Source organism: Mesobaculum littorinae, assembly GCF_004011175.1.
In the GTDB taxonomy this organism is placed as follows: domain Bacteria; phylum Pseudomonadota; class Alphaproteobacteria; order Rhodobacterales; family Rhodobacteraceae; genus Tranquillimonas; species Tranquillimonas littorinae.
Genome location: NZ_RQXX01000011.1, coordinates 1 through 12625, shown reverse-complemented (window position 1 = coordinate 12625; position 12625 = coordinate 1). Strand labels below are relative to the sequence as shown.

Annotated in this window: 9 protein-coding genes; 5 read left to right on the top strand and 4 right to left on the bottom strand. The window is 70.4% G+C overall.

Translation table 11 applies throughout. From position 1 onward, the window contains the following. Positions 1-20: 20 nt before the first annotated feature. The 3 genes from EKE94_RS18060 to EKE94_RS18050 all read right to left on the bottom strand — a co-directional run bounded on the left by EKE94_RS18060 (position 21) and on the right by EKE94_RS18050 (position 4535). On the bottom strand, positions 21-605 hold the full coding sequence (locus tag EKE94_RS18060) for a hypothetical protein (RefSeq protein WP_127908036.1): 585 nt from the start codon (positions 603-605) through the stop codon (positions 21-23). 349 nt (positions 606-954) lie between these two features. Further along, the gene (locus EKE94_RS18055) at positions 955-2772 is read right to left on the bottom strand and encodes a hypothetical protein (protein WP_127908035.1); all 1818 of its coding nucleotides are present in this window, start codon (positions 2770-2772) and stop codon (positions 955-957) included. After that, positions 2772-4535, bottom strand: a complete 1764-nt coding sequence (locus EKE94_RS18050; protein WP_235856099.1) for a DUF3131 domain-containing protein — start codon at positions 4533-4535, stop codon at positions 2772-2774. The genes EKE94_RS18055 and EKE94_RS18050 overlap by 1 nt, the downstream gene beginning before the upstream one ends. Positions 4536-4830: 295 nt before the next feature. On the opposite strand from EKE94_RS18050, the gene EKE94_RS18045 reads away from it, so the two are divergent. From EKE94_RS18045 to EKE94_RS18035, 3 genes are all read left to right on the top strand, one after another. Next, positions 4831-6936, top strand: coding sequence for an ATP-binding cassette domain-containing protein (locus EKE94_RS18045; RefSeq protein ID WP_127908033.1), 2106 nt, complete (start codon positions 4831-4833; stop codon positions 6934-6936). 15 nt (positions 6937-6951) lie between these two features. Beyond that, positions 6952-8325 (top strand): biotin/lipoyl-binding protein, encoded by a 1374-nt coding sequence (locus EKE94_RS18040; protein ID WP_164871027.1) that lies wholly within the window; start codon positions 6952-6954, stop codon positions 8323-8325. A 313-nt stretch (positions 8326-8638) separates the two neighbouring features. After that, positions 8639-9703 (top strand): replication initiator protein A, encoded by a 1065-nt coding sequence (locus tag EKE94_RS18035; protein ID WP_235856098.1) that lies wholly within the window; start codon positions 8639-8641, stop codon positions 9701-9703. A gap of 3 nt (positions 9704-9706) precedes the next feature. Here EKE94_RS18035 and EKE94_RS18030 read toward each other — a convergent pair whose 3' ends face one another. Next, a complete protein-coding gene (locus tag EKE94_RS18030; RefSeq protein WP_127908031.1) occupies positions 9707-10339 on the bottom strand; it encodes a recombinase family protein in 633 nt (210 codons plus the stop codon). Between the two features lie 252 nt (positions 10340-10591). Between EKE94_RS18030 and EKE94_RS18025 the strand changes: the two genes are divergently transcribed. Beyond that, complete coding sequence (locus EKE94_RS18025; RefSeq protein WP_127908030.1) at positions 10592-11485, top strand: family 16 glycosylhydrolase; 894 nt, start codon at positions 10592-10594, stop codon at positions 11483-11485. A 473-nt stretch (positions 11486-11958) separates the two neighbouring features. After that, a partial coding sequence (locus EKE94_RS18020; protein ID WP_206615117.1) for a replication initiator protein A occupies positions 11959-12625 on the top strand: 667 nt, incomplete at its 3' end.

Here is a 12625-nt window from a genome sequence, read left to right as displayed (position 1 = left end):
CGGCACCAGCGCGACCGGCGTCAGCCTTGTCGCGCAGCGGCCCGGGCAATGCCGGGCCAGAGGCGGGCGTCGCGGGTGCTGCGCGCCTCGTATGTCGCGAGCCAGCCCAAGTAGTCTACGGCCTCGGACAGCCCCGCCAGGGACAGGCTGCGCGCCGGGTGTCCCGGCTCCTCGATCACCAGCCGCGCACGGGGGAGCGACAGCCGCCGCACCAGCGCCCCGCTCAGCGGTTGCGCGAACAGGCCGGCCAGGTCGCGCCGGGGCCCCGCCCCCTCCAGCGACAGCCGTGCTCCCGGGGCCACGGCGGCCAGAAGCCGGGCCGCCCCGTGCGCGTCGAGGCGCAGGACGACCTCTTGCCCCCGGGCCATGCAGCCCCGCAGCGGCACCCGGCAACTGACCGTCCAGGCAGTGTGATACCGCCCGGCCGCGACCGCCACGAAACGCGCCGCGCCGTCGGCGGTGATCTCGGGCCGGATGTCGGTGCCGTAAGGCGTGGCCCCCCGCAACGGGGCGATCCCCGCCCCCAGCCCCAGGACAAGGCCCAGGGCGCCGATCGCAGCGATCGCGCGCGTCCTCGTGGCCCGCCCTGTTCCGGGGCGGGACATGGGGTGTGCCGCGGGGCCTGCTGTCGCGCCTAGAAAAGGGTTCGCGCCCGGCGCGTCCCGGGGCAGGGCTTTCTCGGCCAGCCGCCGAAGATGCGGCGACCGCCCTGCCCGGACTTGCGCCCCTATGTCCGCCCAGACCTCTGCCCGGGCCCGCAGGCCGCGCACCGTACCGGGCGGCGCGGCGACATGCCCGAGAGCGGCCCGGGTAGTGGCCCGGACGACAGACGTGATGACGGACCGGAGGGCGGGCCCTCCGCGGGGGATGTTGATGTGCGGGCGCATGACACTCCTCCTTCAGGGGAAGACTGCCCGGCGCCCGCGCCCCGGCCGCGGCCGGAGACGGGCAGGATCACGGCATTTGCGGAGAAGCCGACAGGATCCCGGAGGCCGTTCGCCCCACGATGTCCCCGGGGGCGGCGGACACGACACCTGCAGACGGCGCCACCGGAACAGGCACCGCAGCGGGGGCCGGCGCTGCCGGGACCGACGGGGCGGCAAAGACCGAGCGGAAGTAGTCGGTCAGCAGGCGGAACTCGTCCTGCGTCACCTCGGCCCGCGCGGCAGGCAGAGGTGACGCAGGCGGGGTCCCGCCGGCAACAGGGGCGGCGGGGAGGGGCGCCGCGGAGGGCGGGGCGGCCGGAAGGGAGGCGGTGGGAACGGCGGGCGGGGCCAGCGGCGGCGTGACCCCCAGCGTCCCCAGCAGTCCCGCAACGTCCTGACCGACCTGCCCGGCCTCGTCCCCGGCGGATCCGGCAGCGGCACCCGGCGTGCCGCCCTGGCGCATCTGCAGCAGCATCACCGCCGTCTGCGGATCGAGGCCGATCTCGGTCATGAGATAGCTCAGCTGCCGCGCCAGGCGTGCCTGTTCCGAGCCGCCCGCACTATCACCCGCGCCGTCACCGGCAACGTCACCCGCGCTGCCGCCCGGGCCATCCTCCGCGCTCTGTCCCGGCCTCTCGGCCCAGCCGCCATCCTGCCCGACATCCTGCCCGCCGGCGGTATCGGTGTCCGCATCGGTACCCGGCGCCGCCGCACCGGGGGACGCGATCGCGGGCGCGGTGTCCGGCAGGCCGATCTCGTCCATCCGCGCAAGGTCGATCTGGCGCTGCAACTGCATCACCCGCGCCTCGAGCCGCGTCATGTTTTCGTCCGGGGCCGCAGGACCCGCAACGCCCCCGGCGCCATCGTCCGTACCGCCCGCCCCGGTCGCTCCGGCCGCCCCGGTCCGCTGCAACAGAATCTCGCGCAGCAGGTTCAGCTCGCCCCGCACCTCGGCCACCTCGGTGGCGGTATCGGGGCCCGATGCCGGAAGGGCGCCGCCCGCCGGCAGCATCGGGCGGGCCTGCGGCTGCGGCATGGGCGAGGCCCAGGCCTGCGGCTGGGTCAGCCGCCCGCCCTCGGTCAGATCCACCGCGTTGGGCACCGGCCAGTCGCGCGGCAGCACGGTGTAATCCTGCCGGGCCGCGACCCAGCGCAAATAGGCCGCGACCGCCCCGAACCCGGTCAGCGAAATCCGCGCCTGCTCTTCGCCGTCGCGGCGGTGCACCAGCTCGCCGCCCGAGCTCAGCAGGGTTTCAAGCTGGGCGGTCAGCGGCATCAGCACCTGCTCGGGCAACTGGATTTCGCTGACACCCTCGGCCATGTGCAGGGTGTCGCCCTCGATCACTTCCTCGAGCTGCAGCTCGAACTGGCCGCGGGTGTTGAGAAACAGCGACAGCCCGTCCTTGCGGCCCATGCAGGACAACGTGCGCGGCCGGCAGATCACCTCGAAGATGTCGGTGTCGAGCCGGGGCGTCGGCGCGAAGCGGGCGTATCCGTCGGGATCGAAGCGGAAATAGACCCCGCCCACCAGCCCCTCCTGGAAGGTCGGCCAGCCGAAGGCGCCGCGCAGCTCCTGCCGGGCCTCGCGCGCGCCGATCGCGAAGGGGATCGAGGTGTCGAGCACCGCATTGTCCGACGAGAACGCGTCCGCCTGCGGACCGGTCGCGGTCTGCGGCGCGCCCCGGGACCCGGGGGCGGTCTGCATCGCCGTCTGGCCACCCGCCTGCACCGGCGTCTGCATCGGCGCCTGCACAGCCGTCTGGGCGGCCGCCTGGACGGCGGTGATCGCGGGAACGGCCGCCCCGAGCGTCAGCGCGGCGAGGCCGGAAAAGGTGAGCTGTCTCATCAGTAGTCTGCCTCGCTCTGGACCGAGTGGCGGAGGGCGGGCAGCCAGTCCTCTTCCCTCGGCGGATCGGGATAATTGCGCTTTTCTCGGATGTTCTGGTCGCGGTAGGCGGTGTACCAGACCTCGGTTTCGCCGGTGTAGGGCGTCAGGATCGGGCCCTGCACCTTGTGCAGGAGGGCCGCCAGGATGATCCCGTTGTTGTTGGCGGTCACGACCTCGACCCGGCCCTCGCCGCCTTCGTAGAGCCCTTCGTACATGCCGCGCTCGGGGTCGTAGAGCTCGATCATCGCGTCGAAGAGCACGTCGGTGTAATCGGTGTCCCACAGCGACCACATCCCCAGCGCGGCCTTGGCGGCGACGGCGGCGTGCTTGGGCGAATAGTCGCCGCGCGGGGTGACGGTGTTCCAGGGGTAACCGTCCGAGAAGATGCTGTCGTAGACGAAGTAGGGCGAGCCCTTCACGTTGTGTTCGGACCGCGCGGTCATGAAGCCGGTCTGGCGCCAGCGCGCCTCTTGCACGGCATAGATGCGGTCGGCGAACTCGGCGCGCCAGCCGTCGGAATGCAGCCACGCGGGCGTGCTGTCGTCGTGCGGCAGGTCGAAGCCCAGCTCCAGCCCGTCCTGCAGGTAGGATTCCGTCACCACGTAGTTCTGCGAGCTGAAGACCCGCGGGTCGCGCCCGTCATAAGGCACCGCGACCCCGAACATCGACGCGGTCAGGAAGGGCTCGGCCCGGTGGGCGAGCACGGGCTTGAAGCCCCAGAGCGCAAAGCCCTTGGCGGCGTATTCCTCGTAGCCCAGCCGGCCCTCCTGGGCATAGACCGTCTCGCCCGTCTTCTTGTTGACATAGGCGCCACGCATCAGCCCCTCGTCGTCGATGACGTTCGAGAAATCCCATTTCAGCAGGATCGCGTCGATGCTGTTGCCCAGGTAGGGATAGCGGTTCTTCATGATCCGCAGCCAGATCATGAAGCGGCCGATATCGAGGGCGGAAAAGCCGATTTCGCCGGGCTTGTTGGCATAGTTCACCTTTTCCCCGGTCCTGGTGTGATACACCTTGTTGGGCAGTTCCTTGCGGAACAGGTCGAGCCCTTTCAGCGTGGTCAGAAGCCGCATCGCCCGGCGGTCGAATTCGGGTTTCTCGATCAGGCACAGCTCGTAGGCCGCGACGAGCCCGCTCATGTACGAGGCGGTGTCCCACAGCGTGGTCGAGGGGTAGCTGCCCACCGAATTGGCCAGCCCCGTCTCTTCCTGCGTGTAGGTGTCGAAATAGTGCCACGCGATCTTGGCGGCGCGCATCTCGCGTTCGTCGAGAAAGCCGCGCCTTGCGCTGTAGCGGCGGACGTATTCGTTGCGCCGGGTATAGCCCGGGGCGCGTTCGGCCATGGTCTCCTGCCGGTCGTAGTGATCCGGCGCCATTTCGCACATCCGCGGCGGCTTGTTCCGGCGCGGCTCGTCGCGAACCATGCTCGTGGTGACGCTGGGCAGGTTGCCTCGCATCAGCGCCGGCAGGTCGTCCAGGTCGCCCCCCGCCACGATCGGCACCGCCGTCTCGGGCTGGCGCAGGAACACCGCCCGCGCGCCCGTCCCCACCGTCGCCGCCAGCACCGAAAGGCCCAGCACCGCCCCGGCCAGCGCGCCCAGGCCGAACCGGGCTGAACGGCGGTCGCCCCGCACTCCGGATTGCGCGCCGGGGCGTGATCCCGATCGGGACATGCCGTCGTGGCCCTTTTCGGGGCGGGGATGATCTGAACGCGGGCTCATCGGCTGCGTCACCTCGCTGGAAACGGTCGAAGGCGGAAAAACGAAAGCAGAGAAACGAAGGCGGGAAAACAAACCTCCCCCGCGGGGGCCTGGCGGTGAAAAGGCGCCCGGGATTTGCGCCCGGGCATCATGGTTACGGCGCAACCTAAGCAAATCAGGCTTAAGAAACCGAGAATCGGAAAGCGGTACCAATTACGACTTTTGGAAAAGTCCAGTTATCTCAAAAGTCTTTCTTAAGCGTCCTGCCCTATCCCTGACCCTCGTTTTGCCCTGCCGAAAAACCCGGGATCCCGAGATGCTGCAATCGCACCAGATGACGCCCGATCTGTCCCCGTCCGAGCCGTCCCCGGATGCCGTTCCCGGCCCGGACGCGGGGATGGAGGCTGGGCTGCAGGCCCCCGTTCGGGCCACGGTTCGGGTCCCCGAACGAATGGCCGAACGACTGGCCGACAAGACGACAGATGGCGCCCCGGCAGCGGGCCCCGAAGCCGGGCCGGGCATGCCTGCCGCGGTCGCCCCGCCCCTCGAGATGGCGGCGCGGGCGCTGCCGGCCTGGGCCGGGGTGCTGTCCTCGGCCTTCACGGCGGGGGCGGGGCTGTGCCTTCTGTCGCTGGGCCTTCTGGCGGTCTTCTTCCAGGCGCTGGTCGCGGAAGAGGGCCAGACGCTGCTGGCGCCGCTGCTGGCGGCGGTGGGGCTGGTGCCGGTGCTGGGCAGCCTGATGCTGGACTACGCCCATACCCGGGCGCTGGCGGGCTACCGGGCGCTGCGCCGGGCGCAGACGCGCCGGGCCGAGGCGGGGCTGGCACTGCTGGCGGGCGGCGTGCTGGCGGTGCTGCACCCGCTTCTGTGCCTGGGCGTCGCGGTGGCCGGGGCGGGCGCCACGGCGGCCGCGCGGCGGCTGGCACGGCAGGGCAGCACCGAACCGCTGTGGGACATCACCCCGGCCGAGGCCGTGGCGCTGCTGGCGGGCCGCGATGCGGCGGGGCTGCGGCTGGCCGGAACCGCGCCCGACGCCCACGCGATGGAGGCACCGCTGGCCCGCGCGCTGCAATGGCTGTCGGCCCTAGTGGCGCTGGCCGCGGCCAGCTACCTGGCCGGGGTCGGGCACCTGACCACGGCGGCGGTGCCGGGGGTGGCACTGATCAGCTTCTGGGCCGGCGGCGGGCTGGCGAGCTACCTTCTGGCCCGCAGTCGCCCCGATGCCGAGGGCGCGGGCCTTGCCCGCGAGGTCGTGTCGCTGGGTCAGTCCGGCCCTGACGGAGACGGGTCCGGCGACACCCGGCCGGGGCTTGTCGTCGCCGGGCTGACCGTCGGCCGTCCCGATGCGCCGGCGCTTCTGTCCGAGGTCGCCTTTGCCGCCGAGCCGGGCACGATCATCGGCCTCACCGGCCCCAGCGGCGCCGGCAAGACGCTGCTGCTGCGGGCCCTCGGCGCGCCCTACGACCTGGCCGGGCTGGAGCTGCGCGGGCAGGTGCGGATCAACGGCGCCGATCCCTGGCACCGCTCGGCCGAAACGGGCGGCGTGCCCGCGGCCTACCTGCCGCCCGAGCCGCTGATGCTGCCGGCCTCGGGCGCCTGCAACCTGACCTGCTTTCACGGCGGACCGGCCCGCGACCGGGGGCGGCAGATCCTGGAACGGATGCTGTTCTCGGACGAGGACGCGGCGCGGATCTGCGACGCCCCCGACGCAAGGCTTTTGCCCGCTGCGCAGCAAAAGGCGCTGTCGATCGCCCGCGCCCTGCTGCTCGGCCCCGACCTCTACCTGATCGACCGGCCCGAGGACGGGTTGGGCACCGACCGGCTTGACGCCGTCCTGGCCCGCCTGCGGCAGGAATGCCGGATGGGCCGCGTCGTGGTCATGGCCACCGACGCCCGCCCCCTGCTCGAGGCCTGCGACAAGCTTCTGGTGATGCAGGACGGCCGCGCCGTCGACTACGGTGACGCGACCGCGATCCGCGCCAAGGAGACGGCCGGCTGGGCCGGCTTCACCGCCGCCCGCACGCTGGAAAGCGAGGATAACCTGCTGCGCTGGGTGCAGGGGCGGTTCCGCCGCCCGGGCGACGACGGCAACCGGCGCAACGCGATGCAGCTTGCCGCCGAGATGCTGGCCTTTTCCTGCCAGACCGCCGCACCGGGCAGCGCGCAATCCCTGCGGTTCGAGTTCAAGCACTTCACGGGGCACTGCCTGCTGCGGATGATCGATGCCGATCCGGCGCTGTCCTCGGGCAAGCTGGAACAGGCCCGCCGGCAGGCGGCCGAGGCTGCCGGGATCGAACACCTGCCGCCCCTGGCGCAGGTGGTGCGCTATGCCGCCACGCTCGACGCCGGGGTCGAGGCCGATCGCCGGGTGCTGACCGCGCGGCTCGACACCTACGACCCGCGTCTCGGACGGGGCGGCTGATCGATGGGCCGGCACATGCCCAGAGGGTTCCGCCACTGCCCCCGCGCCCGCCGCGGCGCCGGCGGCGCGCTGTGGTTTGCCGCGGCGCTGTCCGGGCTCGTCCTGCTGGCGGGCGGCACGCATGTCGCGCTGCGCGACGTGGCGGTCCCGGCGCGGCAAAGCTATCCCGGCCGGCTTGTCGCCGCGGCCGCGCCGCTGACGCTCGACCTGCCCGCCGGGGTTCCGCTGGGCGCGATCACCGTGGCCCGTGGCGACCGCGTCGCGGCGGGCCAGACGCTGGCCGTGCTCGACCGCCCGGAACTGGCCCGGCAACTGGCCGTGCTGCGCCGCGAGCGGCTGTTCGACATGGCGCTGCGCGCCTGCCTGCTGGCCGGGGGCGGGGTCGGTCGTGGGGCCGGGCGCGGGGCTGAGGGGCAGTCCCTCGAAGACCTGCCCGGCCTCGGCCCCGAGGCGCCGCCGGACCCCGAAACCCTGGCCGGGCTCGACCGCGTGCGCGAGGATTGCGCGCTGGAGTCCGAGACCGCCCTGCACGAGGCCGACCGCGTCGCCGCGGCCGAGGCCGCCCTGCGCGACGAGCTTGCGCTGCTTGAAACAGGGCGGCGGCTGTTGATGCAGGACCCGCCCGAGGGGCTGGCCGAGCGGCGGGCGCTGGCGGCGCGCGCCGTGGCGCTGGCCGGCGAACGCACCCGGCTGGAAAAGCGCCGCGCCGACCTCGAACTTGCCGCGCGGGCCGCCGACCACGCCCGGCGTCGCGCCCGGCTGGACCGCATCGCCGCGCTGAGCGACCGCATCGCCGCCGCCACCGAGGCCGAGACCCGGCTGGTCCGCCACCACGACGCGCCGCGCCTGAGCCTGCCCGAGGGCGGCGAGGTGGTGCGCGTGCGGCAGGTGCCCGCCGGCACGACCCTGGACGACCCCGGCCCGATCCTGGAGCTGCGCCCGGGCGGCCCCGCCGCCTATCTCGTCCGCGCCGAGGTTCCGATCGAGCTTGCGCACAGGCTGCGGCCCGGCGCCATGATCCGCATTACCCTGGACGGGGCCGGCGCAAGATACGGCACCGGGCATGGCGGGCCAGGGATCGAAGAGGAGTTCACGGCCCCGCTGCGCTTGAGCGGCCGGCTGACCGGGACCCTGCGGCCCGCGGATGCGGCACATGCGGTCCTGACCATCACCCCCGATCCCGACAGCTCGGCCCGCCTGCGCGACCAGCCGCTTGCGGCCGGGCTCGACACCCTCTCCAGCGCCGTTTCGGTCTCGGTGGCCCTGGAGGACACGACGCTGCACAAGGCCGCGGGGCGCAGTCTCATGGCTCTCTCCGGCCGGGTCCGGAACGGCTGGTCGGGGCTCCTCGCCTCCCTTCCGGCAAGCCTTTCCCCGACGTCGTCCTGAGCGTATCCGCGGGCGATTCGGGGTTTTCGGCGCCCGGAGCGCCCCGCTGCGAGGTCCTGATCGCTCTGCGCCCTTGAGTTAGAAGTGTGTTAGAATCTGTTACGCTCGGAGAACCCGCGAATTTCCCGATCTTGTTCCGAGGCTTACCATTCGAGGTGGTGGGTGAAATATCGAAGATGGGTGGGTGAAATATCGAAATCCGGTGGGTGAAGTATCGAAGCCGCTGCTCCCCTCCGGGTTGACGGAAGTGGGTGAAGTATCGAAACTCGTCGAGGGTGGGTGAAATATCGAAACGCAGGCGAGGCCCGGCCCCTTGGACAGATCCCCCCTTCTTCCCGACCGCCACGCGATGGCCGATTTCTTCGTCTGCGACGTCTTCGACGCGGTGGCCAAGGCCGACATGGCCTCGATGGAATACCCGATCTTCTCGCTGTCCACGAAACCCGACCGGCGGCTGCGCCGCTACGAACAGGGCGACTGCTTCGTCGAGATCACGCCCTCGATGAAGGGGCTGGCCACGGTCCACGACCGCGACGTGCTGATCTACTGCATCAGCCAGGTGATCGCGGCGCTGAACGACGGCCGGCCGGTCACCCGCACGCTGCGGCTGAAGGCGCATGACCTGCTGGTCGCCACCAACCGGATGATCAACGGGCAGGCCTATTCCGGGCTCAAGGCCTCGCTCGAACGGCTGCGGGGCACCACGATCAGCACCAACATCAAGACCGGCGGAACCGAGCAGTTCGACGTCTTCGGCCTGATCGAACGCGCCCGCGTGGTCCGCGAAACCCGCGAGGGGCGGATGCAGGAGATCGAGATCGTGCTGTCGGACTGGGTCTTCAACGCCATCGAGGCCCGCGAGGTGCTGACGCTCAGCCGCGACTATTTCCGCCTGCGCAAGCCCCTGGAGCGGCGGATCTACGAACTGGCGCGCAAGCATTGCGGACATCAGCGGCAGTGGGAGATCGGGCTGGCGCGGCTGAAGGAGAAATGCGGCTCGACCTCGACGCCCAAGGAGTTCCGCCGGCTGGTCCGCGCCATCGTGGCGCAGGATGCCCGGCACGGCCACATCCCCGACTACGCCGTCACGCTGGAGCCCGCGCGCGACGGTGGCGACAAGGTGGTGGTCCGCAACCGCCGCGGCCTGCGCCCGCAGGCCCCCGGCGCGGGCCTTCTTGCCGGACCCGCCGCAAGGGCGCTGCCGCCCCTGCCCGCCGACACCCATGCCGAGGCGCGGCGGCTGGCGCCGGGCTGGGACGTGCATGCGCTGGAACAGGAATGGCGGCTGTGGTGCCAGGACAAGGCGCTGGTGCCCGACCACCCTGCCCCGCATTTCCTGAGCTTCTGCCGCAGCTGGGCCGCCAACCAGGAGCTCTGAGCCTCAGCTCTCTCCGGTGGCGGTTTCCCGGGCCGCCTTTTCCGGGACAGGCTTTTCCGGGATGGGCGTTCCGGCCTTTCCGGCCCCTGCCCCCACCCCTGCCAGCGCGCGGTAGACCGTCATCCGCGACACCTTGAGATCGCGCGCGATTTGCGCCTTCGGTCGGCCCGCCGCGGCCAGCCGCCGGATCTCGGCCACGTCCGTCTTCGGCCGCCGGCCTGTATAGACCCCGCGCGCCCGCGCGGCGTCGATCCCGGCGCGCTGGCGGTCGCGGATGAACTTCAGCTCCATGTCGGCGACCATGCCAAGCACGGTCAGCACCATCCGCCCCATTTCGCCCGAGGTCGAGACCTCGGGTTCGAGCACCCGCAGCGCGGCGCCCTTCGCCTCGAGCTCGTGGACCAGGTTCAACACGTCGCGGGTCGACCGCCCCAGCCGGTCCAGCCGATGCACCACCAGCTCGTCGCCGGCGCGCAGGAAGTCGAGGATCGTCGCCAGTTCGCCGCGATGGGCCCGGCTGGCCCCCGATCCGGTCTCGGACCGGATCACGTCGCAGCCGGCCTGTCGCAGCGCCGCGGTCTGCACGCCCAGGTCCTGGCTGGCCGAACTGACACGGGCATATCCGATTCGCGACATCGAGACTCCTTCGGACAGGCCGGGCTGTCACATTTGGGTGGCTGCGCGAGGGATACTGTCACAGTCGGGACTTTACCACCCATTTGAGACGAATTTGCACGTCACAAACCCCTGTCGCGCAGGGGTATACCCATTTGGGACGTCCCGAGAGCCGGATTTTCCCATTTAACCTTATGATTCGATAAACCTCGCGAGCATCGCGGCCTGCGGTTACGGCAGAAAATGAACAAACCGTAACGCACGAGGCTGAACATGCGACTTTTCGTTCTGGTAATGGCTCTGATTTTCTCTGCATTTGCCGCGATGTCGCATGATCTCGACGCAGAAGCCGGCGCGGATGCCAGCCTGGACGCGGGTCTCAAGGCGGGTCTCGAAACGGGCCTGACCGCCACCGGCACGGGGTTCCGCGAAGACTTCCGGGCCAGCGACCCCGCCCTGCGCGCGGGCTGGCAGAAGGCCGAGTATGCCTTCGATCACCCGATGTTCGACACCGACTGGCGCGCCGATCATGCCGTCGCCGACGACGGACTGTCGCTGCGGCTGGAGCCGCAAGAGGGCAAGGCGAACGGCTTCGTCGGCGGCTCGATCCGGCGCAAGACACCCACCCATTGGGGGCGCTACAGCGCGGTGATCCAGCCCGCCGCGGGGGATGGCCTGATCACAGGCTTCTTCACCTATACCGGTCCCACCTATGGCAGCCGCCACGACGAGATCGACATCGAGTTCCTAGGCAAGGACACGCGGTCGATGCATGCCGCCTGGTTCGTCGACGGCGAACTGCGGGCGCGTACCGTGCCGCTGGGCTTCGATGCCGCCGATGCGCCGCGGCTTTACGCCTTCGACTGGCTGCCCGACCGGATCCGTTGGTACGCCGACGGCCGGCTGATCCTCGAAATCACCGAAGCCGACGGGCCGCTGCCCAAGATGCCGGGCATGCTCTTTGCCAATCTCTGGGCGGCCGATGCCTCGATCGCCGGCTGGTCGGGCCGGACCACCCCGGAACAGAGCGCCGAGGCCCGGGTCGGCTGCATGAGCTTTGCGCCCTGGACCGGCCTGATGACGGGGACGGACACGGACTTTGCCTCGACCGACCACGCCTGCGCGGTGCCGGGCGATGCACCGCAGTTGGCCGCCGCCGGTTTCTGAACCGCGTGTAGCGGGGCGGACCTGCCGGGTCTGCCCTGGGCTTACGGCCCGCGTCATGGGCAAGGATCGTAAGCAGACATGCGGGTGCCCCGGTCCCTGCCTCGGCCTCGCGGTGCAACGCCCCCTGCCCCGCATTTCGCACCGCGAGAACCAGCGCCAGAGGTTGGGGTCAAGGCACCGCAGGATGGCAGAGCGCTGTCTTTCCAGGCACGTTCAGCTGCCAGATCCGCCTTGTAAGCGGGCTGGATGCCAGGCTTCGGGTGTTAAATAGGTGTTAGATATGTGTTAAGCTGTGGATAATCCCTCAGAACCTTTTGATTCCAAAGTGCAATCTCAAAGCTTCGGTCACTGAAACCCCGAATCTCGGTCACTAAAACCCCGAATCTTGGTCACTAAAACCCCGAATCCCAAGGCACCGGTCACTAAAACCCCGAATCTTGACAGATGGTCACTGAAACCCCGAAGATGGGTGTATGAGTGATCCCGCCACGCCCGACCTGTTTTCACCCGGCTTCACCGACCCGGCCCAGGGCGCCGGCGAAGGTCGCGACAGCACCGATCGGGGCGCGGCGCCCGGCCCCGCGGACGATGGGGCCCCGACGACGGCCTTTCCTGCCCCGCTTCTGCCCGACAGGCACCCGCAGCATGATCTTTTCATCTGCGATGTCGCCGATGCCGTTCTGAAGGACGTCATGCAGCATATGGAGCATCCCTTCTATTCGCTGTCGAAGAAGCCCGAGACGGCGATCCGACGCTACGAGCACAATGGCAACTGGCTGGAGATAACGCCCAGCGTCAAAGGCCTGGCGACGATCTACGACAAGGACATCCTGATCTACTGCATCAGCCAGATCATGGCCAAGCTGAAGGACGGCCAGCCGGTGTCCCCCCGGGTGCGGATCAATTCGCGCGACCTTTTGGTCTTTTCCAACCGCGGGACCTCGGGCAAGGACTACGCCGCGCTGATCGAGGCCATCGACCGGCTGGCCGGCACCCGCATCAGCACCAACATCCGTGCCGGCAGCGAAGAGCAATACGACAGCTTCGGGCTGATCGACACCGCCTCGATCCGGCGCAAGCACGGGCTCGACGGGCGGCTTCTGTGGTGCGAGGTCAAGCTGTCGGACTGGGTCTTCAACG

Bases quoted from the DNA above. Each gene is read 5' to 3' on its own strand.
- EKE94_RS18025 (WP_127908030.1), top strand. From the start codon at position 10,592: ATGCGACTTTTCGTTCTGGTAATGGCTCTGATTTTCTCTGCATTTGCC.
- EKE94_RS18055 (WP_127908035.1), bottom strand. From the start codon at position 2,772: ATGAGACAGCTCACCTTTTCCGGCCTCGCCGCGCTGACGCTCGGGGCG.
- EKE94_RS18060 (WP_127908036.1), bottom strand. From the start codon at position 605: ATGTCCCGCCCCGGAACAGGGCGGGCCACGAGGACGCGCGCGATCGCT.
- EKE94_RS18040 (WP_164871027.1), top strand. From the start codon at position 6,952: ATGCCCAGAGGGTTCCGCCACTGCCCCCGCGCCCGCCGCGGCGCCGGC.
- EKE94_RS18045 (WP_127908033.1), top strand. From the start codon at position 4,831: ATGCTGCAATCGCACCAGATGACGCCCGATCTGTCCCCGTCCGAGCCG.
- EKE94_RS18050 (WP_235856099.1), bottom strand. From the start codon at position 4,535: ATGAGCCCGCGTTCAGATCATCCCCGCCCCGAAAAGGGCCACGACGGC.
- EKE94_RS18030 (WP_127908031.1), bottom strand. From the start codon at position 10,339: ATGTCGCGAATCGGATATGCCCGTGTCAGTTCGGCCAGCCAGGACCTG.